Origin of the sequence: Legionella clemsonensis (assembly GCF_002240035.1) — a bacterium.
GTDB classification, from domain to species: Bacteria; Pseudomonadota; Gammaproteobacteria; order Legionellales; family Legionellaceae; genus Tatlockia; species Tatlockia clemsonensis.
The window spans coordinates 512,382-535,000 of sequence record NZ_CP016397.1 but is presented as its reverse complement, the minus strand read 5'-3'; the positions used below and the strand labels follow the sequence as shown (position 1 = coordinate 535,000).

The window sequence follows — 22,619 nt, the reverse complement described above, 5'->3', positions numbered from 1 at the left end:
TTCATTTGCATTGCCCTTTGTCCTGGTTAAATTATTTCCACACAAACACCGGGCACATTATCCTGCTCATCGGGAATCTTCTCTGCTAGAAGTAGAAGATAAACCTATACCCCCCATGTCGGCTCCTCCTTTAGTGCAGGAAGAGAGAAATCCATCATCATCTGCAGCTGATACCATGTTATCAGTGATAAATAAAGTTTCAGGTACGGTACCTGAAACAATTGCCAGCTCTGAGAAAAAAGCGCCAACCCCTTCTGCCAAACCACCAACTGTAGCGCTCACTACTCAAACCTTAGATAGAATGATTCAGAATAATGGCTGGAAAATTATTAATGCTCAGCGAGGCGACTCTTTAGCCGTCATTTTCAAGCGCGTGGGTTTAAGTTCACAAACCCTGCAAACGATTATGCATGATAATCCACGTACTAAAGCGCTTTCACAAATAAAACCGAACCAACAATTGGAATTCCTTATTCAGAAGCAAATTCTAGAAAAAATGATTATGCCTGTTTCCAGTACCCAATACCTGGAAATATATCGGGAAGGACGTCATTACAAGAGCAAATTGAACTTTAAAAAAATGGACAGTCGCAATCGTATCGTAACAGCGACAGTGCGAGGGTCTTTGTTCAGTACGGCCAAGCGTTATAATATTCCCTATAAACTCGTACAGCAAATGACAGAAATATTTACCTGGGATATTAATTTTGCTAAAGAAATTCGAGCAGGCGATCAATTTACCATCATCTATCAGGGACTTTATGTAGGTGATAAATTAGTAGGAGCTGGCGATATTCTGGCGGTTAGTTACCGTAATCGCGGAAATACCTACCAGGCCATACGTCATACTGATAGAAGTGGGCACACGGATTATTATTCTCCTCAGGGAACAAGTTTGAAAAAAGCCTTCGACCGCTATCCACTGCGCTTTAGTCATATCAGCTCAACTTTTAGTCTGTCTCGCTATCATCCTATACTGCATTATCGAAGAGCACATAAGGGAGTTGATCTCGCTGCCCCCATTGGTACGCCCATTCGGGCAACAGGAGATGGACGCATTGAAATAATAGGTCGTCAAAGTGGTTATGGAAATATGATAAAAATTAGCCATAACAAAACCTACAGTACCATCTATGGGCATATGCTGAAATTTCAGAAAGGGATTTCTCGTGGTACTTATGTTAAACGAGGCCAGGTTATCGGTTATGTTGGGCAAACTGGTTTAGCCTCCGGTCCACACTGCCATTATGAATTTCACATTAACAAACAACCCAGAAATCCAACGACAGTAGAACTACCCCGAGGTTTTCCTATTTCTGGCAGAGAAATGGCAAGCTTTAAAGCGAAATCCGCTCCGTTACTGGCTCAATTAAAATCAGCTGAAACCGGGCAGCTTGCAAAACGCTAAGGTTAAGCAAATAAATAGCGACACACAACAACGCTGGCGATAATTCCTGCTAAATCAGCCAACAATCCCGCAGGAATAGCATGTCGCGTTCGTTTTATGCCAACGACGCCAAAATACACAGCAACAACATAAAATGTCGTCTCTGTACTTCCCATCATCGTCGCAGCCATCTTGGAAACTAATGCATCCCCTCCATATTGATGTATAACTTCAGCCATAATCCCCGTTGATGCACTTCCAGAAAAAGGTCGAATAAAAGCTAATGGCAATAATTCAGCAGGCATACCTAAAGCCGATAACAGAGGTCCCAAAAAATGACCAAGAAGTTCAAAAAAGCCAGAAGCACGTAGCATTCCTATTGCCACCAACATAGCAATTAAATAAGGAACAATACTAATAATTATTTCAAACCCCTGTTTAGCACCGGTTGTAAAGGCATCAAAAACATTAATTTTTTTAATGGCACCGTATAAAGGAATGCCTACAACAAAAGCAAGAAATAGCGTATTAGAGAGTTGATTTGCAATATTAGTCATTGATAGTCTGTCCTTTTAAACGATAGACAGGTAGTTTTGCCAATTGTTTAACAGCAACAATAGCAACTATCGTTGAAATCATTGTTGCTACCAGTGCACTGGCTATAATGCTGCTGGGTTGAATACTGCCATTGGCTGCAAGAAAGGCAATAGCCGTTGCGGGAATTAGTTGCACACTGGAGGTATTTATTGCCAAAAAAGTACACATTGCATCACTGGCTTCTTGTGCATTTTTATTAAGTTTCTCGAGTTCCCTCATTGCTTGCAGCCCAAAAGGGGTTGCCGCATTCGCCAATCCTAGCATATTGGCTGCAATATTTAGAATCATTGCTCCCATTGCAGGATGATCAATCGGGACATCAGGAAATAAAGGACGCATAATAGGTTTTAACAATCTGGCAAAATGCTTAACTAAACCTGATTCGGAAGCGATACCCATGATGCCCAACCACAAGGTCATGACACCTGCCAGGCCTAAAGCCACTTCAAAGCCCAGTTTTGCTGAATCAGTAACCGAATGTACCACCTGCTCAAGACGTCCTTGGGCTACTCCAACGATTACAGAAAGAAAAATCATCGATAACCATATGGCGTTCAGCATTGTTGTACTCCTATCGCTGTCAGGTTAAAATGTGTCCTTTTTGTTAAATAGGAAATCTATGGACTCGTTTTATTGCGGTATAAAATTACTCCAGAGAATAGTCTTTCTCAGTTGCCTTGTAGCCTTTTCTGTTAAAGTTACCGCAGCCGTTCATCCCAAGCAGGAAGAGGCTAATAAAACTCTCAGCGAACTATATCACAATTTGCACAATTTACCGAAATCTGATATGGCTGCTCGTCTGGAGGTTATCAGTGCACAATTTTTAGGTAAAGAATACCTTTTAGGGGCGTTAGGTGAAGGAATAAAAGCGCGTTTTGACCAAGCTCCACGCTATCGAACAGATGCTTTTGATTGTGATACTTATGTAACGACTGTCCTTGCTATCGCTTTAGCGAATGATACCACTCACTTTAAACAATGTTTATGTCGAATTCGTTATGAAAATGGTCATGTAGCCTATACAAATCGCAATCATTTTACCTCTTTAGATTGGAATCAAAATAATCAACGTCAAGGTTTTGTCAAAGATATTACCACCACTTTTAAAGATGTTCATAACCAACCTGTTGCGCAAATTGCAAAAACTGTTATTGATAAACCCTCCTGGTATCAACATCTTACCACTAAAAATATTCGTTTAAACGTGCCAAGCGATGAGAAAGAACAGTTACAACGATTAGATGACCTTAAAAAAAGAGGTAGCTTGTTTTCTAAGGTAAATTCTGAGTTACCTTATATTCCTTTAACGGCTTTATTTGATGCAAAAGGAACAGCCAACAACTATCTGTTTTCACAAATTCCCAATGCTGCAATCATTGAAATTGTTCGTCCTGACTGGAATTTGAAAGAGACTATCGGTACTAATTTAAATGTTTCTCATTTAGGATTTGCCTTTTGGAAAAATAATGTACTCTACTTCAGAGAGGCATCAACCATTCACGGTAGGGTTGTTGACGTTCCTTTAATTGAATATTTGAAGGAAGCTTTGAACAGTCCGACTATAAAAGGAATTAATGTGCAGGTAGTGATTCCTCAAAGTCCTCTACCCAATGGCTGCACCTCAGTAAATAAACCTCAGTAAATAATAGATAACTCTGAGGCATAAATGCTCGAGCAAAGCACAGGACTATAATTAAATTAAATAATACAGTAGGTACCAATGGCAATGGTTCTATTGTAAGGTAATTTATAGAATTCTATATTTATATTTGCTGAGTAATTGCGTATGAGAAATGCAAAGAGCTTTTCTTGCCAATGAAACATAAGGGTTTTATACGATTTAGAAGCCATCACGTTGGGAATTTCTACCAGATAAGTCGCATTTTCAACATTAAGTTCAAAGGATAATAATTTTCGTTTATTCAGTAGCGTTAAAGCATCAGGAATAGAAATAGTATCCATAAAACCATATTGTAATGTTACCTGGCAAATTTTGGGCGCTAACTTCTTGCATTTAAAGCGACGCTTTATACTGACATAGGGTTTATTCTGTACGTTGTAATTAACAATAAGAATATTCTCAGGAACTGCCAAACTTAGCTTTAAAAAATGAAGAAAACTACCGCCGCTTTGATCATAGGCATCCGTGATAAAAATGCCTGTTACGCCAGGCAATTGATTGAATGCTCGGTATCTTAACTGCTTAAGAATCTTTGTGATGGCATCTTTTTGCATATAAAAATTCTTTTGCAAATGCTGCATTCCATTATTCCAGGTGAACATCACCAAAGCCACAACGAAGGCAAATAAAACTGGCACCCAACCGCCTGTTAAAAACTTATGAGAATTGGCACCTAAAAAGGCTAAATCAATAAAAATGAAAATACTGAATATAGCAATTACCAATCCCAACGGCCAATGCCAGACCTTTCTTGCAGCATAAGCAACCATTGTACTCACCAGCAACATATCAAGGTTTACTGCAATACCGTAGGCATGAGCCATACCGCTGGAATTTTTAAATGTAAAAATAAGAATTAACGTCCCTATCAGCAAAAAGAAATTGACTTGCGGAATATAAATCTGGCCAGCATGTTCTTTAGAGGTTTGAATAATCGGTAGTCTGGGATAAAGTCCTAAGAGCACGGCCTGTTTGGTGATGGAAAAAGTAGCGGAGATAACCGCCTGAGAAGCAATAACCGTTGCTGCTGTAGAAAGCACAAGCAAAGGAATGAAAAACCAATCGGGTGCTAGCATATAAAAAGGATTTTCTATAGCTTCTGGATGAAGCAACAAGTTAGCTCCCTGACCAAAATAATTGAGGAGCAAACCAGGTAAAGCGATAAAATACCAACTGTAACGAATAGCATTCTTGCCAAAATGTCCAATATCAGCATAGAGCGCTTCTCCACCAGTTATTGCCAGAAAAACGCCTCCCAATAAAAAATAACCACTCCATCCATTAGTGGTAAAAAAATGCCAGGCGTAGGATGGATCAACAGCTTGAAGTACTACGGGATTGCGAACTATTTGCACCAGTCCTAAGGTACCGATGGTAATAAACCATAGCAGGATAATAGGACCAAACGCCCTGCCAATTTTTCCTGTCCCTTTCGACTGCAACACAAACAGAAAAATTAAAATAGTACATGCTAAGGGAATAATTAAATTGTCAAATTGTGATGAGGCTACCTTTAAACCTTCAATCGCTGAGGTTACTGAGATGGCAGGGGTTAACATGCCATCGCCAATAATTAAACCTGCACCAAAAATAGCTAACAAATAAAATAAATATTCATGTCTTGTTTTTTTTTGCTTTAGTAAAGCAAACAAAGCCAGAATTCCTCCCTCTCCATCATTATCAGCGCGAAAAACAAAAATTAAATACTTTATTGAAATGACAAGAACTAGTGACCAAAAAATCAATGACAGGATGCCTAATACATCCACAATATTAATTGGAAGACCGCTTAAAGTCTCACGTACCGCATACAAAGGACTGGTACCAATGTCGCCATAAACAACTCCCAATGCGCCAAGTGCCAGAGAAAAGGAAAATCTTTTATGAGTCATATTAAGCAATTTATTCTTATTTATGCCTCTCACTATAACAAACTATAGTGATTTGCGCAGAGATTATTAAAATAATTTTATCTTTTTTGAGTGGGATTAAATCTGTCTCTTTCGATTGCGAAATGAGCAGGGATCCTTAATAATGAAAAAATTCATCAGTATAAGGAGTGGGAATGTTACACCGGCGTGCAATGAAGTCCTTAATCTTCATTAGCTTAATTTCGTTTGTTTTAAGCAGTTGCTACAGATATTACCCTCCTTATAACAATTTCAAACCCTATCGACGCGTCTATGCCACAACCCCCCGGGTGTTATTGCTGGTACCGCAGCAATGGCTGCAGCTGGTGGCCCTGTGTTAGCCGGAACAGCAGTAGGTGCTGTGATGGGAGCAGGAGTTGGCGCGCAAAAAGACAGTAAACGGGCACTAATCAGGCAAATTCAACAACATGAAATTCAATACATACAATACGGAGATACAGTCACGTTTGTAATCCCTACCGATCGCTATTTTTTATTTAATAGTCCCAGATTGAATGAGCTTTGTTTTCCTGGTCTGGCACTTCTTATTAAACTATTGAAAACATTCCCACCCTGTTGTCCTATTTATATAGCAGGCTTCACGAATGATGTTGGTTCGCGCTATCATAAAAACAAGTTGACACAAGCTCAAGCTGAGGCCATGCTGACGTTTTTATGGGCTAATGATATTCCAGCCCAACGTTTAAATGCAGAAGGGTATGGTGATAAACATCCCGTTTCGGATAACAAACTTGTCCATGGAAGTGCGCAAAACAGGCGTCTGGAGATTCAGGTATTTTACAGTTGCGCAGCACAAGCGTCTCAGCCTGTACCCTATGTAGGCTATATCAAATAATTATGCGTTAACCGGTTGGTATCTATGAAATCCAGATTTATTGGTGGCATTCTTTTAATTGTCGGTACGTCTATAGGTGGGGGAATGCTTGCATTGCCTGTTGCAAATGCGGCTACCGGTTTTTGGCAGTCATCATTTTTTTTATTAATTTGCTGGGGTGCAATGACTTTAGGTGCCTTGTTTATTCTGGAAGCCAATCTGTACTTGCCTCCAGGTAAACACATGGTTTCAATGGCTGCATCAACCCTGGGTAAACCAGGTCTTCTTATTGCCTGGTTGAGTTATCTATTTTTACTTTATACCTTATTATCGGCCTATATTTCGGGGGAGCAGATGTCTTTGGCAGTTTATTTACGCGGATAGGCCTTTCATTGAGTGAATGGCAAGACAGTTTAATTTTTACGATTCTTTTTGGTCTTGTGGTTTATGGGGGAATTCGTCGAGTAGATTTACTAAATCGTGCTTTAATGTTTGGCAAATTGGGAGCTTATCTTATATTAGTAGTATTAATAGCTCCTCATATCAATATGGCCAACATTGAAGGTGGTGATTATCGTTATATTACAGGCACTGTAATGATCCTAATTACTTCCTTTGGCTTCGCAATTATCGTTCCCAATTTACGTGACTATTTTAACGATGACATTCAAACGCTAAAAAAAGTTGTGCTCATTGGCTCCCTTATTCCTCTGTTTTGTTATTTGGCATGGGATGCAGTGATTATGGGCAGTTTGCCAACAGAGGGATCTAATGGTTTGGCTGCATTAATGCAAGATCCACATACAACCAGCACCTTGGCAAAAAACCTTTCAAATACTGTAAATAATGCGCTAATTAGCTCTCTTTTTAATTTCTTTACCTCTATTTGCATGCTGACTGCTTTTTTAGGAGTCTCGCTCTGCCTGATAAGTTTTTTGGCTGATGGTTTAAATATGGAACAAAAAGGCCGCCAAGGTTTGGCCTTATTTTTGCTGACATTCCTTCCTCCACTTCTCATTGTAATTTATTACCCAGGAGCTTACATTCATGCATTAAGTTATGCTGGTATTTTTTGTATTATTTTACTGCTTCTGTTGCCTGCCCTAATGACAGTCAGTGGTAGAAGAAAATTCTCCTCTCGTTATACGGTACCAGGTGGTAAATTTTCACAATGGGTAGTTATTATTTTTTCACTGGTTTTACTTATCAATGCGAGTTGGCAATTAATGTTCTAACTAGGTATGCTAAGGGAAGTTAAAAGTATTGACAGCAAGCAGAATTGCAATTTATCATATTGTTTGATTTTTTTACAAATGGAATGTAATCGTGCCTAACTCAAAATTTATTGGTGGTATCTTATTAATTGTTGGGACCTCCATTGGCGGCGGGATGCTGGCGTTACCTGTGTCAACAGCAGAAGTGGGATTTACCAACTCTGTTTTTTTCCTGGTTATGTGTTGGCTCATTATGACCGTAGGTGCCTTGCTGATTCTGGAGGTTAACTTGCGACTCCCCTCAGGCAGTAACATGGTTTCCATGGCCAAATCAACACTCGGCGTACCAGGACAAGTCATTGCCTGGATTACTTATCTTTTCCTTCTCTACACCCTGCTAGCAGCTTATATTTCTGGAGGCAGTGATGTACTGGGAAGTATTTTGGCGAAAGCACATATTGGTTTACCCAGCGGGCTTACTTCTTTTATTTTTACCTTACTATTTAGTGTTGTGGTTTACGCTGGAATTCGTGCTGTAGATTATGTAAACCGTGGACTCATGTTTGGTAAACTTGGTGTCTATATTCTGTTAGTTATCATTATTAGCCCTCATGTTAATTTGAATACTTTAAGTGGAGGTTCGTTAAAAGCCATCACTGGCAGTTTAATGATTCTGGTTACCTCATTTGGCTTTGCTTCCATCGTACCCAGTCTACGTGAATATTTTAATGATGATATTAAGACGTTACGCAAGGTTATTTTATTTGGCTCCCTGATACCGTTAACCTGTTATATTTTGTGGGATGCAGTAATTATGGGGGTTGTGGCACGCGAAGGAAATAATGGGTTAATTGCTTTAATGACCGATGAGCATGCTACAAGTGGTTTAACAAATGCTTTATCCAATGCAGTAAATAGTGACTGGATAACTGGATTTTTTGGATTTTTTACTTCTATATGTATGGTGACTGCTTTTTTAGGCGTTTCAATTGGCTTATTCGATTTTCTTGCAGATGGCTTGGCTTTAAAAAAATCAGGTATCCAGGGTAAATGGACTTTAGCACTGACATTTGCTCCTCCTTTAGCCGTAGTTTTGGTTAATCCAGGTATTTATCTTCATGCTTTAAGCTATGCCGGAATATGTTGTGTGGTATTGCTGCTGCTGTTGCCTGCAATCATGACTTGGCGCGCAAGGGCGGTTGATCCTGAAGGTGGTATTCAACTAGTCCCAGGCGGAAATATCAGTTTAGTATTTATTGTATTAATAGCCTTGGGTTTGCTTACTTTTGCTCTTTAGCACCTTTGTCTATGACAATCCACTGTATTTAATTTTTTAATCGACGTTAAGCTAGCTCTTGCCACTTAAAATGAGCCATCATTTTTTTAGCAAAATTGCTATCCAATAGATGTTCAAATGCCATAGGATCCATCCAATAAGTCTGGAGTATTAGCAACGCTTTATAACCTAGCTCTAAATTATTAGCTACCAACTGCTCACATAATTTAATAAATTTCTTATCCGGAGTTCGAGGAAGCTGGGGTTTTAAAGAGCGCTCCACCATCATCTTTTCAAACATTTGGTTGAAATACTGCTGCACTAATCGAGGTACCGGTGAATTTCCATCAAAAATACGATGATCTGCGCTTATTGATACAGGAAGCATGTCTTGGGGCTCAAAGGCTTGTGTTTCCTTGTTCCAAACAGGTTTGCGCTCAATCTCAAGAAGGGTATACTTCATTGCCTCGTTAGCGCGAAGAGGCGATTTCGTACCGGTATAACCAAAAAAGCCAATATTGCTTAATGAAACCACTGCATTACCAGGAATTGGATAGGGATAAAAGCCATTCCTATAATCATAGAGTGCTTTATCTACGGTATTTTTTAAAAAAGGATGCTCCCTTTCTAATTCCTCTCGTTTTTTAAAGCAATAAACCATCATCTGCAGAATTTTTCTGATATTTAAGGACAATTGCTGGATTGTTGTCATATGGCAGTTTTCAAAAACAATAGTTCCGATATGATCTTCACAATCCGGTAATTTAACTATGAGTCCGACATAGGCCTCTTTGCTTTGATACATTTTGCCGTGACTAAGAAACGAGCGCCATGAAACGTTTTCTTTTAAACCTTTGCTAATTGTTTGTAACATAAGTGTAGTGAGTGTTTCAGGCGGAAACTTCTTATTAAAGAAATCAAGGCAACTCACGTTAATACTGAACTCTCCCACCATGGTTGGATCGTTTGGATTTTCCCACTGCGTCATAAAGACTTTTCGAATGGGTGTCATCTCAACTTCGTAACAATTTTGAGTGTAATCCTGAATTTTGGGAAAAATTTCTTCCCACATATTCATTACAAAAATCCAATCCTCACTTGGCTCAATATCAATTTTGGCAAGCTGTTCCAAATGTTTATCATATAAATTACGAAGAAATTCAAAAGCACCATCCACCCCTAAAAGAGTGGAAATAGAAAACATGTATTTATACTGTAAAAAAATATTAGTAACTAATTGCTTCTCCAGAAACGCAAGCTTGTAACGCACAAGCTCCATATCAGGCAAGCCTATATCTTTATAGAGATCAGCCTCACAAACGTGACGGTGCTCATCTTCAATAATGGTTGAGAATACTTCCGGGGCTATACCTGCTTTATGCAGGCTTTTAAAAATTTCCTCAATCCAGCCTTCTCCAATTAAGTTTAATAAGACGACTGCAATCTTTGGACAATCCTCGTTACGAATAAAATTACACAGAATTTCTATCTCTTCATTGTAAGCAGGTGGTAAAGCATGAGGGGAACACAGTAAATAAACAATTTTGGTAAAGACCATTCCATGAAAAATTTCATCCAATAATTGAGTTCGCATGCGTTGTCGATGCTCTGGCAAAGACATCCTGGCTTCAAATTTTAGTGGGACTTGAATCGCTAAAACCTCTAACTGGGCTAGCATTGAAAATGCATAAATGTAGAGAATTTTGTCGTGTTTTAATTCAAAAGGTAGACCATTTTTAAATAATTTATCCATCCGACGTTTTATCAGTGCCTTTTCCTCTGCAGTAATCTGATTCCAGCCTTCTAAAATCCATTGCTCAGAGCCCCAGGAAGGTTTAAGTAATTCATTAAGCTCGTCCACGCCACCTAATCCAACGTCTATTCTAATGTGTGTGCATCATAACCAGAGCAACCAGAGAGCGTCAACCTTAAATAAATGATGACCACTAAATCGATTTTTACCTCTGTTCATTTTGCAAATATTGAGTAATACTGCTGTCGTAATAATAAATGCTTCTTCTATGAATAAAACAAAACCCTTTCTGAAATGGGCGGGTAATAAATACCGCTGTATTGAGCAAATACTTGGCTCCCTACCTCCTGCCAAGCGTCTTATAGAACCTTTTACAGGTTCCGGAGCCGTCTTTATTAACACAAACTACCCTAGTTATTTACTCGCGGAAGAAAACAGAGATTTAGTGATACTTTACCAGTTGCTTCAACAGGAAGGCACTTCTTTCATAGACTATTGTGCTCAATTTTTTTCTAATACGAATAATTGTGAAGATAAATACTATTTTTTTCGTGAAGAGTTTAATCGAAGTAAAGACTTACGTTATAAAGCAGCTCTCTTTCTTTATTTAAACAGACATGGTTACAATGGCCTGTGTCGTTACAATAAACAGGGAATTTATAATGTACCTTTTGGTCGCTATGTTAAGCCCTATTTTCCACGTCATGAGATGCAGCTTTTTTTTCAAAAAAGTAACAACGCAGAATTTTGTATGGGTGATTTTCGACAAACGTTTAAGCAAGCAGAAGCCGGCGATTTAATTTATTGCGACCCGCCTTATACTCCACTGTCTTCCAGCGCCAATTTTGCCTCTTATACTCATAAAAAATTCAAAGAAGAAGATCATATCGATTTGGCACGGTTAGCAATGGAAAGTGCAGCACGCGGCATTACTGTAATTATTTCCAATCATGACACAGAATTTACCCGACATTATTATAGCCATAGTAAAATTATTTCATTCCCAGTAAGCCGCTTTATCAGTTGTAATCCTTTAAAACGACAGCCGGCGCAAGAGCTCGTAGCTATATTCAGCTAAAGATGACAATTCTTGAATCCCTACTTCTTAATCGCTCACCGCTGAATTTATTCGTACACCTAATATTAACCAATGTTCCCGCTGTATCCAGTGTGAATGCTTACAATGCAGGTGGAGCAAATAACTTGTCTAATGCACACAAGGAATAGGCATTCAACGATAGTACAGGCTTTGAGCAAACCGACTGGGATTTAAATTCAAGAGACAAGTACCCGTAGGTACCTATGTATGCTAAGGGGTCAGAATTTTATTTTTTATATAAACCCCGGCTTCTTTTAAATTGCTGTCTACCCATGCGCCACTGGCACATGTATTGGTTTTCCAAATTGCCCCGGAACGAAAATCATCCGAATAGTTCCAGTTTGTCCAGCCGATCTGCTTATTGGCCATAAGCTGCATGTAGCGGTCAGACATGGCAAAATCATTCGCTCCATCTCCACTAAAGGTTTGGGTACCAAATTCGGTGACAAAGATGGGTAATACTTGGGAGGCATTATCCAATGCACTCAGATAGTTATCTCTGTGGGAAGCCGCATAAAAATGAAAAGTATACATCACATTGGGAAATTGCACGGGATTATTCACAATTTCTTGGTAAGTTTGCCCCTCTGACACTCCTAGGGAGCTCCATCCGCGAGTGCCTATAAGAATAGGCGCTTTGGTGTCGATAGCTCTAATAACAGGAATAATTTGATCGGCATAACTTTTAATGGTTGCCCAACTTACACCATTAGGTTCATTGGCAATTTCATAGAGAACATTATTTTTATCTTTATGAATAGTGGCTATCTCAGTAAAAAACTGCTTCGCTCTTGTGAGATTATAGTTAGGATCACCAGGGTTTAATATATGCCAATCCACTATGACGTAAATACCTCGATTGTAAGCCTCATTGATTAAAGCACTTACTTCCTGAGTAAATTTTGCTGGATTCGTTTCATAACCACCTTCTTGAACGTACAAAGCGACTCGAAATACATTCGCTTTGAAGTTTTCAACCAGCACATCCAATGATTGCGAAGTAATGCATTTACCTTGGCCATACCACTGTAAACCATGGGAACTCATTCCTTTCAGCTGAATAGGAGTGCCATGTTGATTACAAAGCTTGGTACCGCAAACAGTTAACTGCCCGTTTATTGCGACAGGAGTACGGGTACTTTCCGGGCTAAGCGTTATGGTTTCTACTGCATTAGCGACAACCGTTAATGGTTGGGGAGAGAACTTTATTGTATAACCTGCAACCGTTTCTGCAGATATTGTATAAATTAATCCCTCAGTAAGTAATATTGAACTTGAGCCAGCCCCATTATTTAAATTAATTGTTTCGATTACAGGAGCTGAATGATCACTGGGTGTGAGCGTGATTTTCAAAGAGGCAAGCGAGGGTGGTGCACCTGTTACATTGAAAGGAACAAGATGCTGATTAACCTGGATACATTGATAGGTTAGTTGGCTTGCTGGAGTGGTAGTAGCATTCGCAGTTAGATTATCAGGCGTAAACGTTGGGCTACATGTATAACCATTGTAACTAATTGCCTCAGTGGAAAGGTTATAGACACTGCCCTCTTTTAATTGAGAAATAGTGGTTGAGGAATTCCAGGCTACTGTTTGCGAAACAGAATTCCCTGTCTGACTGTGGGTCAACAACACAGTAGGGCTTTGCGTGTAACCTGTGAGTACAGAAGGCAGTTCCTGTACACTAATTGCTACTTTCCCCAATCGTTCGGCAAGCGTGTAGCTGACTGTCGCGTTGACTGTTTGTTGGTCTTCTATAATGACATTACTGGGTTGCACTGTCCCGTGGTAATTATTGCCATTGCTAGCAGATACCGTTTCGGCGGATAAATTATAGTTTCCAGCAGCTAATCCTGGCAACGTGATGCTCGATGCCCAAGGCAATTGAATAGTATTAACGACTCGTCCATTTAGAAATAAATGGACAAGGGCATAATTTTGCGCCACATCGGAGGGTTTATTTGAAGTATTATTTAAAACTAGGGTTCCTGCTTCCACTGTTGTACCTAAATACACAGTAGTACTTCCGTCCATGTGGTTGTCAGTACTGACGCCGTATTTAATTTGAATAGAGTTACCCGCTGGTAATTGAGAATTCGCCCCAGGATAAGAAGGAAAATGTAAATTGAATGTAGCTAAAAAAGTACCATCACCTTGATCTTGCGAGCTAATGTTTAATGCATTATCCGGGTAGGATAAAGGTGAAAACTCCCCCAGAATGAAGTGTTAATAGCTGTGGTACTTTTAAAGGTGACCGTCGTATTTTGAAAATCAACCGGTTTTCCGCAACTATTGGTCAACCTTAAAGTGACTGTTTTCCAATATTGGTCACCTACTGCTGAAAATTGAGAGGTAATACAAGACGTGGGTTGAGCAATAGGATGAGCGGAAATAGCTTGACTAAGCGCTAAAAAGCTTAAACCGAGTAAATATTTTCTCAAGATATTGCTTCCTTTCAATAAATTGATAAATTACTAAATTCAGAGTCTTAAAAGATTCTGAATGCCTGACATTGAAGTAAAATTTTAAAGGTATCCCAATTTTTACTTAAAGTAAATTCAAAGAATAAAGGAATTCAGGGCCACCTCATATCATTTTGAATAATTTAACACCGTGATCTTGCACAAATTACAATCCTTCGCTTTGCTTAGAATGACGCCTTGTTGTTTATAAATTTAGATAAAATATGGTTTTTTTCTGTAAATTAATTTTATAAATAGCATTGTGATTGTTCTTTACCCTAGGATCACTGGTTACTTCTCTCTAAACTTGCTGTTTGTGGGAGCCCTTCTACTCGATTACTTGCAGCAACTTACATGTCTATAGCAAGTTTAGCCGGACCATTAGCTTATTTATTAGGAGTCGACAAGATTGCTGATGCACTGGATACAAACTAATCGATAGAATCACAGAAGCCCGCACTGAAATGAAAAAAATTCCTGGGAAAGAATCGGTGATGTTAAATTATTTTTAATTTGCTTATTGGCAATCTACCTAAGTTGACACGTAGCTGTAACTGGAATATTACTTTCCTAATAATTCTCACCAACCTGATTGTCGCAAGTACGCTAACGAAGCTTGCTGAGCTTGTACAATAATAAATAGGAATATTTATCATGAACACTATCCCTAATCTATTATTTAAATTTGCAAATAGCTTTGATATCAAAGATTGGGCGGGATTAGAAAGTACATTAATGGATCACATTGAGTGTGACTATCAAGACTTTAGAGGAAAAACAGGTACTTATACTAAAAGTGAGTACGTTAATTCCAGAAAAGAAACATTAGGTCACTTAAAAACACAGCATCTATTTTCAAATTTAGAGATTAAGTCTGAAGAAAAATGCTCATATTGTAGAGTAAATGCGATTATTTATAGACGAGATAGAGAGGGCAAAAAATTTGATTCTCATGTCATTTATAATTTTGAATTGAGTAAATCATCAAAGGATGAATGGAAAATTCAGAAGATAAAACAGATTGTTTTATGGAACGAAGGCGACTCTACAGTATATAAAGGTATGAAATAATTAGGCATAGGAGATTCCTTGCCACGCTCGGAAGCTGATTTATCCCAAAAAAAACGAATAAAAATTTGTGAATTCTAATGATTGGCACACAGTTAAAGAATTTATACCTCAAGTAAACGAGAAAGCAACTCATGAAAGTCAAATATTAAACATAGATGTTAATTGAGCCTATGGATTAATTTTTTTCTTTATGATTGAATAATATTCATTTGAATCATAGATAGAAATATGCCAAACAACATAAAAACACATCTCACAGCTCAGGATTTATTGGATTTTCATAAATGTTTAATCGATTTGGGATCTAGGCAACTAGCGCAGCATTTTGCAAATTATATAGAACGCAAGGCAACCCATCAAAGTACCAATATTGATGATAGGACTATATTTGTTCCTTTTGAATCTACAATTAATCATGTTTATCAAAAGCTGGGTAATAATATTGCGAGACAAATCATTGAAGACATTGAAAATAATGAGGGCTTAATCATTGAGGAGATAGTTAAAAATTTCGACTTTCAACTATTGAAAGAAACGTTAGAAAACCAAATGCAATTAGAGACTTCTCTACCTTTCAACCCTTTAGTTACAACCGATGAACCTTCAAATTCGACAAAACAATTACTAACCCAATTAGACCAAAATTTTACCACCTTACCTCAATACCTGAAAGAAGAAATTACACGTTTGGGTAATTTTGACAACAATGGCAATAGGAAATCGAAATTTCAAACAGTTAAACTAATTGTTTGGTGCGTCAATATGGGTGCAAGTGAACAAGCTATTATTGACAAGATACAAAGTAAGTTATCTGAATTATTTTTAGATAAAACTATTACAATTGTGATTCAAGCTAGATTTTTTTATGGTAGCTCCTTATTAAATGATAAAGGTCTTCACAAAACAATTATTGAGGATAATAAAATTTTTGAAGAATATGGTCTTACAATTGAGCAATTAAAACACGCGGTTCCCTATGAATCTGAGAAAAATGATAGTATTTTAGAAATAAAAGTACTTTTTTCTCAAACGGCTTCCTGTGGTAGTTACTCGTCTGCAAATCGTGGTTCAAAAAATACTACAAACGACCTCATCTTCATGCAAGATTTTAAAACTGCCTATGCACTGCTGTTACCAGATATTGTAATCGCTGAAAATTTACCAAAAGCAGCAGCCCAAGCAAAAGTCCATGAGCATATCAGAGATTTATTTAAAGCACGAAGTGAATATTGGTTTTCTGAAAGCATTACCATCAATCATGCTAATTTTACTGCAACAGATCGTGAACGTAATTATATTATTGCAACTAATTTTCAAATGAAAGGTATAAAATTACATCCAAAAGCGCGTAAACCAGAACAATATTTATTTTCGCAAAATGAAGTAAAAAAATATGAACCTTTACGTCAAATCATGACAGAAAAAACAAAAGTAACAGGCTTGCGTTTGCCAATGAAAGATACAGAAGCATTCCTCAAACTATTACGCACTTATCTTCTCTGCAAACAAAGAAATGACGCATTAAACAAGGACTATTTGATTATTTCAGGCAGAAAATGTCTTGAAGTTTTTCCAAAGTTAGATGGTAAAGATAGAAAAGACTCTAAACTACAAAAAGGGTTATCCGTTAATTTGCAACCTAAAACTGGGCGTATCACATTTACAGCTAATTTAAATGGGGAAAACAAAAAGAACGGTACTTTTGAAAGACACCGATTGATGCACTCGAAGTACAAAACACCCACACTCTACGGTAATGTTTTAGAGTTCAGTTTTTGGGACAAACGTCGCGCACCTTATATTCCTGAATTATCTTTAATACAAGGAATGTCAAAACAATTCACTGAAAAATTGATACTTTCCATAGAAAAAAATGACAATTTCAAGAGTCCAAGCGATTTAATTGCAATGCTTTGTCATAGTTTATCACCTAAGGTTGTTACCCCCTTATTATTAGGTTGTATTTTGCAAAAACTGGTGATCGAGAATATTTTGCCACCTGAAATAACAGAATTAAAAAAGCGCAACGATCAAAACTACTCCGATAATAATAACAATAACTCAAATGATGAAATAACAGAAACGATTGAACCATCACTTCTTTCTTTAAGTGAGGACATTGATCTCAATCAATATGACTTGGTTGAGGCCCATCTTTATGCTCAAGATCAAAAAGGAAATGTTTTAAAAAATGTAGATGCAGTAACCATTTATTTATTGCGTGATAAACGCAGTAGTAACTTTTTATCGAAAGATATATTTTTCTCATCTAAACCATTACATGCTTTATTTCAGGAAGGATACTTAGGACATTATTCAGAAGAAACAGGAAGAAAAAGAAAAGCATCAAAAATAGTACCTCAGTTAATTATATCTGTAGAGAGAAATCTAAATGAATCTACCATACCTAGTGAAGTTCATACCGAAAAAACTGATCTTTTAGATGACACGAAAAAAGATACTACGAGGATCGAAATGCGAAATAGCCTTGAAACTGATGTTAATTTTTTTAATAAACGTAGTAGAACTGAAGCGAACAATAACGATTATCACTTGCAGGAGGGTGACTTGAATAATCCCCTGATACTCACTTAATTATGAACTTTGGAGTGAATCTCTGGGTATTGAATGTATTGCAAAGCCATTAAATGCTATTTATTTCTATAATGCTCTTGGGCTGCTAAATACGAAGCTACTCTTCCTGACAAAGCAAAATCAATTTTTAAAATGCCGTTGAGATCAGAAGTGGGAGTCTAGGCAAATCATCATTTTAATAAAGAAACAGCACTTTTTGGTTTTTTCAATTAATTCAGGTGAAAATGATTTCGCTATAGAGTTCGATTGCTAGTCGTTTATAATTTAGAGTTAGAGGGAGTTTTGTAATGAATCAATATAAAGGTGAATGTTTATGCGGTTCTTGCCACTATATCATCACAGGAGAAAAACCAAAAGCAATGTATTTATGCCATTGCAGCCGATGTAGAAAAGAAACTGGTACAATGCATGGGGCCACTGTTTTCTTTAATAATGCTCAATTAGTGTGGGAAAAGGGTCAAGATAATATTAGCTATTTCAAATTAGAAGGGACAAGAAAGCAACGAGCATTCTGCAATATTTGTGGTAGCCCACTTCCTAGGCAGGAGGAAAATTCTCATGTGGCTTTACCAGCAGGGACGGTAGATGATGATACCTTCCTCGAACCAACGGCTCACATTTATTATGCCAGCCGCTCATCTTGGGAGGACAAAACACCCGCTTTGCAACGATTTGATGAACTGCCAAAGATGGATTGAAGTCTAAATATAGTGAATATGAACGCTGCTTATTAAAGATTGTTTTAATGTGATATTGCAAGGGGCATTCTGGAATTACTCCGGTGGTATGTCTTAAAAAGGAAGAGCTATAGCCTCATTTAAACGGAGTGATCTCTTCCTTTTTAATGCGTTGCTTTAACATCCTTCATAAAGAAAGCAAGAATAGTCACCATAAGTAACGAGATGGGTAAAATTGATAGAGCAATTTGGTAATCCACAACCGTATAAATATGTTCGCCACCCACAATACCACTATCCCCAAAGGTATCTAGAAGTTTGCCGACGAGAGGTTGGAATACCACGCCACCCAAGGTAACTATCATGTTAACTGCAGCGAAAACTGTTCCGGACAATTTTGCCCCACTGTTTTCTTTACCCATGATAAAGACAATGATTTCTGTTGCACTGAATGCGCCGTATAAAAACAGAAGAACATTTAACCAAAAATAAGATAGGCCTGGGTAATAAAGAACGAAACTTATACAAACCAAAGCTAAAACGGCCCCAATGGTTAAAGGAAGAACGCGACGACCACTACGGTCAGATAAATATCCCGCTACTGGTGCACCCACGGCCCAACCTAAAAACATGGCTGAGACGGTTCTTGCTGCTTCAACTTTTGTTAAATGGTGTGCCTGCTCTAAATAACTTTTACCCCATAATTCTCCAAAAACTGAAAGAGAGGTATATAGGCAAGCACCTACAAAACCAATGAGCCATACTTGAGGTGAAGTTAAAACCGACCAGACATTTGCAAAAAATTCCGGTAAAGCATACTTATGAGAAGAGTGGCCTTCAGGTCCATCACGAACAACAAAGAAAGTCACAAACGTTAATACAGCGCCAATCACTACCATAAGATTTAGTACATGATGCCACCCCACGGTAACCGCTATATCGGTAATCTTTACTTCACCGTAAACAAGCCCTAACATTCCTAAAGTCGTTATTAATCCTGCTACTAATGAAAAATATCGTCTAGGTAGCCAATGCATTGCTAGAGATAACACGCCTACAAAGGCAAAAGATGAACCAAAGCCTACCAAGAAGCGTCCGCAACCAGCAATAAACATGGAGGAAGTGATGGTAAACATCCAGGAACCCAAAGCACAACAAAAGCAGGCGAATGTTAACAGGCGACGAGGCCCATAACGATCCATAAGCATTCCTACTGGTAACTGCATGGGTGAATAGGCGAAATAATAAAGAGCAGAAAGCTGGCCAAACGTCGTTGCTGAAATATGACCAAATGCTGCACTCAATTCACTCTGAAGAGCTCCAGGAATAATTCTTAAGACAAATTCATAACAGTAGAAGAAAGCTCCTACAGCACACATTAAACTGCCGAAGAGAGCTTGTCTTCTACCGATGGAAATATTAGTTATCTGCATTAGCATAAGTTTCTTTAAGGAAAAAAGTTAATATAGCAGCGATAATGATGCCTATAGGAATAATTGACAACGCAAACTGATAGTCATCTGCTGTATACAATTGCTGTAGTTTATCAACTGGAATATCCTGCAAAGGAATATTGGCTAAATGGCTTGATAAGCTTAAGTCCAGCAAATGTCCTACCAAAGGTTGTAAAAGCATGGCTCCAAGCATGACGATCATATTCGTCATCGCCATAGCAGTACCAGCAGCTTCACTTGGACTCAGTTCGCGACCAACTGCAAAAATAATGCATTGAGCACTATAAAGCAGCCCCAAAACAAACATTAACAGGTTAATTTGCGTTGAAGTTAATCCAGGCAAATAAAGAATAATCATCATTATAATGCCTGCTCCGGTGGCTCCCAATAGCATAGGTGGCTTACGACGCTTAAGTTTATCAGAGATATAACCCATTAAAGGTGCACCAATGGTAAAGCCCAAAAACAATAAAGAATTCGCAAAATCAGCAGACTCTTGCGTTAGATTGTGGGCATGTCTTAAATAAGGGATACCCCATAATTCTGCAAACACTGTAGTCGGTAAATACACCAGGCAGCCAAACAAGCCATTTATCCAAATTTGTTTGTTTTTAGCAATAAGTCCGAGATCGATCATATTTTTTTTAAAAGTATCGACTGTACCACTTCTACGTTGATGGCTTTTCTTATCTCTAATTCCAAGCCACAATATAAAAGCTAAACCGATTCCAAAAAAGGCAGTTAAATTGACCGTTTCCCGCCAGCCAATTTTTAAAACCAAACTGCCCAATAAATTATCGCCAATCATAGCTCCAATAGTACCCAGGGCTGCAGCCATACCTGATACCATAGCTAATTTATCCTCAGGCAACCAAATAGTAGCTAATTTTAAGACACCTACGAAAGCAAAGGCAGAACCAAAACCAACCAAAAATCGTCCTGTTGCAGCTATCCAAAAAACGTTAGTGCCTGCAAAAATAAATGTACCAATAACACAAATAAGGCACGCCAGTGTGATTAAAAGTCTGGGGCCGTAGCGATCTAAAAGAACACCAACCGGTAATTGTAAGGGAACATAGGCATAGTAGTAAAATGCCGAGAGCAAACCAAAGCCAGTCGCTGATAAGTTAAAATGATCACGTAGTGCATGCTCCATTACGCTGGGAGAAATGCGCAAAAAATATTCATAACTATAATATACGGCACCCAGAGCACAAATTGTCCAGGCCATAAACATATATTGTCTTTCATTCTTACTATACAAAATGAGCTCCTTCATTTCTTCTAGGTTAAGCACGGACTGATTTTAATCGATGGGAGGAACAGCCCGGCTGACACCACTTGTTATTGCCGCTTTGGCAACAGCAAGTGCTACCCTCTCCTTCAGGCGAGGGTCTATGGGTTTGGGGATAATATAATGGGGGCCAAATTCCCAGTTGGTTACACCAGGATAATTGTCCTTAACGATTTGAGGTACTGGTTCTTGCACCAGTTGACGAATCGCTTCAACAGCAGCAATCTGCATTGATTGGTTGATGCACGTTGCACGAACATCCAGCGCTCCGCGAAAGATATAGGGAAAACAAAGTACATTATTCACCTGATTGGGAAAATCGCTGCGTCCTGTTGCAATAATTAAGTCGTCGCGCACTTTGTGAGCAATTTCTGGCCGTATTTCCGGATCGGGGTTGGATAATGCAAAAATTACTGGCTTGGGCGCCATGAGTTGTAATAGCTCTGCATTGAGCAGATCAGGTTTGGCAACACCAATAAATACATCAGCATCTTGTAGCGCATCGGCAAGTGTTCGTCGCTCGGTTTTGCGAGCAAAGGCAAATTTGTAAGGATTTAAATCTTCGCGTCCTGAATGAATGACACCCTTACTGTCTAGAAGTAGCATTTTTTCTTTATCAGCACCTAAAGCAACGAGTAGACGCATGGAAGCAATGCCTGCCGCACCGGCGCCAATACAAACAATATTTACTTCGGAAAGATCTTTTTGTTGCAATTCGAGTGCATTAAGCAATCCAGCTGCAACAACAATGGCTGTCCCGTGTTGATCATCGTGAAAAACTGGAATATTTAACTGTTCGATTAAAGCTTGCTCTATCTCAAAACATTCAGGCGCTTTTATGTCTTCAAGATTAATACCGCCAAAAGTAGGGGCTATTCGCTTTGCTGTTGCGATGAAAGCCTGAGAATCTTCTGCATCAACTTCTATATCAAAAACATCGATATCTGCAAAACGTTTAAATAATACAGCTTTACCTTCCATGACTGGTTTACTGGCTAAAGGCCCCACGTCACCAAGACCGAGCACGGCTGTTCCATTGGTCATGACAGCTACCAAATTTCCTTTCGCTGTATAGCGAAATACATTTTCAGAGTTTTCGGCAATAGCAAGCACAGGCGCTGCCACACCTGGTGTATAAGCAAGCGATAAATCATCTTGCGAGTTAGTTGATTTAGTAACGTGAACAGCCAATTTCCCTGGTACAGGAAACTCATGGTATGTCAACGCCCGTTCTTTTAATACCTCTTTATCCAAAATATTTACTCTCTTTTGGTACATCTCGGCGAAAAATCATATAGAAAAATGTTAGCGATGAAC

General features: G+C 38.4%; 17 protein-coding genes and 1 pseudogene (1 of these 18 only partly in view). 9 read left to right on the top strand and 9 right to left on the bottom strand.

Features of this window, described 5'->3' with window-relative positions; translation table 11 throughout:
* A protein-coding gene (locus clem_RS02275; protein ID WP_094090132.1) for a peptidoglycan DD-metalloendopeptidase family protein crosses the window boundary here: on the top strand, positions 1-1,408 show its 3' portion. It extends 77 nt beyond the left edge of the window; only the last 1,408 of its 1,485 coding nucleotides appear in the window; its start codon lies beyond the left edge, outside the window; it ends in the stop codon at positions 1,406-1,408.
* A 2-nt stretch (positions 1,409-1,410) separates the two neighbouring features.
* Here clem_RS02275 and clem_RS02270 read toward each other — a convergent pair whose 3' ends face one another.
* The gene (locus clem_RS02270) at positions 1,411-1,944 is read right to left on the bottom strand and encodes a spore maturation protein (RefSeq protein ID WP_094090131.1); all 534 of its coding nucleotides are present in this window, start codon (positions 1,942-1,944) and stop codon (positions 1,411-1,413) included.
* Positions 1,937-2,545: a nucleoside recognition domain-containing protein gene (locus tag clem_RS02265; RefSeq protein ID WP_094090130.1), complete on the bottom strand. Its 609-nt coding sequence runs from the start codon at positions 2,543-2,545 to the stop codon at positions 1,937-1,939. The genes clem_RS02270 and clem_RS02265 overlap by 8 nt, the downstream gene beginning before the upstream one ends.
* Before the next feature lie 58 nt (positions 2,546-2,603).
* On the opposite strand from clem_RS02265, the gene clem_RS02260 reads away from it, so the two are divergent.
* Entirely contained in the window at positions 2,604-3,626 is a 1,023-nt protein-coding gene (locus tag clem_RS02260) for an N-acetylmuramoyl-L-alanine amidase-like domain-containing protein (protein WP_094090129.1), read from the top strand.
* Positions 3,627-3,682: 56 nt separating this feature from the next.
* Here clem_RS02260 and clem_RS02255 read toward each other — a convergent pair whose 3' ends face one another.
* Entirely contained in the window at positions 3,683-5,557 is a 1,875-nt protein-coding gene (locus clem_RS02255) for a potassium transporter Kup (protein WP_094090128.1), read from the bottom strand.
* Positions 5,558-5,870: 313 nt separating this feature from the next.
* Here clem_RS02255 and cmpA point away from each other — a divergent pair, with 313 nt between their 5' ends.
* The 3 genes and pseudogenes from cmpA (at position 5,871) to clem_RS02240 (ending at position 8,921) form a co-directional block, all read left to right on the top strand.
* Positions 5,871-6,431 carry a C-OmpA-like family protein CmpA gene (gene cmpA, locus clem_RS02250; protein ID WP_332460242.1) on the top strand — a complete coding sequence of 187 codons (561 nt, stop codon included), beginning with the start codon at positions 5,871-5,873 and terminating at the stop codon, positions 6,429-6,431.
* Positions 6,432-6,455: 24 nt separating this feature from the next.
* A pseudogene (locus clem_RS02245) lies at positions 6,456-7,645 on the top strand (amino acid permease).
* 91 nt (positions 7,646-7,736) lie between these two features.
* Positions 7,737-8,921 carry an amino acid permease gene (locus clem_RS02240; RefSeq protein WP_094090127.1) on the top strand — a complete coding sequence of 395 codons (1,185 nt, stop codon included), beginning with the start codon at positions 7,737-7,739 and terminating at the stop codon, positions 8,919-8,921.
* A gap of 46 nt (positions 8,922-8,967) precedes the next feature.
* On the opposite strand, the gene clem_RS02235 is transcribed toward clem_RS02240, so the two are convergent.
* Positions 8,968-10,761 (bottom strand): 2-oxo acid dehydrogenase subunit E2, encoded by a 1,794-nt coding sequence (locus clem_RS02235; protein ID WP_094090126.1) that lies wholly within the window; start codon positions 10,759-10,761, stop codon positions 8,968-8,970.
* A gap of 160 nt (positions 10,762-10,921) precedes the next feature.
* Here clem_RS02235 and clem_RS02230 point away from each other — a divergent pair, with 160 nt between their 5' ends.
* Complete coding sequence (locus clem_RS02230; RefSeq protein ID WP_094090125.1) at positions 10,922-11,731, top strand: Dam family site-specific DNA-(adenine-N6)-methyltransferase; 810 nt, start codon at positions 10,922-10,924, stop codon at positions 11,729-11,731.
* Positions 11,732-11,962: 231 nt separating this feature from the next.
* Here clem_RS02230 and clem_RS02225 read toward each other — a convergent pair whose 3' ends face one another.
* Both clem_RS02225 and clem_RS02220 read right to left on the bottom strand, forming a co-directional pair.
* On the bottom strand, positions 11,963-13,783 hold the full coding sequence (locus tag clem_RS02225) for a glycoside hydrolase family 5 protein (RefSeq protein ID WP_094090124.1): 1,821 nt from the start codon (positions 13,781-13,783) through the stop codon (positions 11,963-11,965).
* 140 nt (positions 13,784-13,923) lie between these two features.
* The gene (locus clem_RS02220; protein ID WP_094090123.1) at positions 13,924-14,190 is read right to left on the bottom strand and encodes a hypothetical protein; all 267 of its coding nucleotides are present in this window, start codon (positions 14,188-14,190) and stop codon (positions 13,924-13,926) included.
* 675 nt (positions 14,191-14,865) lie between these two features.
* Here clem_RS02220 and clem_RS02215 point away from each other — a divergent pair.
* The 3 genes from clem_RS02215 (at position 14,866) to clem_RS02205 (ending at position 18,575) form a co-directional block, all read left to right on the top strand.
* The gene (locus tag clem_RS02215) at positions 14,866-15,282 is read left to right on the top strand and encodes a nuclear transport factor 2 family protein (protein WP_094090122.1); all 417 of its coding nucleotides are present in this window, start codon (positions 14,866-14,868) and stop codon (positions 15,280-15,282) included.
* Positions 15,283-15,510: 228 nt separating this feature from the next.
* Complete coding sequence (locus clem_RS02210; RefSeq protein WP_094090121.1) at positions 15,511-17,877, top strand: hypothetical protein; 2,367 nt, start codon at positions 15,511-15,513, stop codon at positions 17,875-17,877.
* A 287-nt stretch (positions 17,878-18,164) separates the two neighbouring features.
* Positions 18,165-18,575 (top strand): GFA family protein, encoded by a 411-nt coding sequence (locus tag clem_RS02205; RefSeq protein ID WP_094090120.1) that lies wholly within the window; start codon positions 18,165-18,167, stop codon positions 18,573-18,575.
* 143 nt (positions 18,576-18,718) lie between these two features.
* Here clem_RS02205 and clem_RS02200 read toward each other — a convergent pair whose 3' ends face one another.
* Genes clem_RS02200 through clem_RS02190 form a run of 3 tightly spaced genes read right to left on the bottom strand, consistent with a single transcriptional unit; the run spans position 18,719 to position 22,556 of the window.
* The gene (locus clem_RS02200) at positions 18,719-19,987 is read right to left on the bottom strand and encodes an MFS transporter (protein WP_408606899.1); all 1,269 of its coding nucleotides are present in this window, start codon (positions 19,985-19,987) and stop codon (positions 18,719-18,721) included.
* Positions 19,974-21,287: an MFS transporter gene (locus tag clem_RS02195; protein WP_408606873.1), complete on the bottom strand. Its 1,314-nt coding sequence runs from the start codon at positions 21,285-21,287 to the stop codon at positions 19,974-19,976. Before clem_RS02195 ends, clem_RS02200 begins: the two co-directional genes overlap by 14 nt.
* 27 nt (positions 21,288-21,314) lie before the next feature.
* Positions 21,315-22,556 carry a malic enzyme-like NAD(P)-binding protein gene (locus clem_RS02190; RefSeq protein ID WP_094092245.1) on the bottom strand — a complete coding sequence of 414 codons (1,242 nt, stop codon included), beginning with the start codon at positions 22,554-22,556 and terminating at the stop codon, positions 21,315-21,317.
* Between the last annotated feature and the right edge of the window lie 63 nt (positions 22,557-22,619).

What these genes read in the sequence shown, in the direction of transcription:
- clem_RS02260 (WP_094090129.1), top strand. Translation starts at nt 2,604, where the DNA reads ATGGACTCGTTTTATTGCGGTATAAAATTACTCCAGAGAATAGTCTTT.
- clem_RS02225 (WP_094090124.1), bottom strand. Translation starts at nt 13,783, where the DNA reads ATGGACGGAAGTACTACTGTGTATTTAGGTACAACAGTGGAAGCAGGA.
- clem_RS02200 (WP_408606899.1), bottom strand. Translation starts at nt 19,987, where the DNA reads ATGCAGATAACTAATATTTCCATCGGTAGAAGACAAGCTCTCTTCGGC.
- clem_RS02265 (WP_094090130.1), bottom strand. Translation starts at nt 2,545, where the DNA reads ATGCTGAACGCCATATGGTTATCGATGATTTTTCTTTCTGTAATCGTT.
- clem_RS02195 (WP_408606873.1), bottom strand. Translation starts at nt 21,287, where the DNA reads ATGAAGGAGCTCATTTTGTATAGTAAGAATGAAAGACAATATATGTTT.
- clem_RS02205 (WP_094090120.1), top strand. Translation starts at nt 18,165, where the DNA reads ATGAATCAATATAAAGGTGAATGTTTATGCGGTTCTTGCCACTATATC.
- clem_RS02255 (WP_094090128.1), bottom strand. Translation starts at nt 5,557, where the DNA reads ATGACTCATAAAAGATTTTCCTTTTCTCTGGCACTTGGCGCATTGGGA.
- clem_RS02215 (WP_094090122.1), top strand. Translation starts at nt 14,866, where the DNA reads ATGAACACTATCCCTAATCTATTATTTAAATTTGCAAATAGCTTTGAT.
- clem_RS02270 (WP_094090131.1), bottom strand. Translation starts at nt 1,944, where the DNA reads ATGACTAATATTGCAAATCAACTCTCTAATACGCTATTTCTTGCTTTT.
- clem_RS02230 (WP_094090125.1), top strand. Translation starts at nt 10,922, where the DNA reads ATGAATAAAACAAAACCCTTTCTGAAATGGGCGGGTAATAAATACCGC.
- clem_RS02210 (WP_094090121.1), top strand. Translation starts at nt 15,511, where the DNA reads ATGCCAAACAACATAAAAACACATCTCACAGCTCAGGATTTATTGGAT.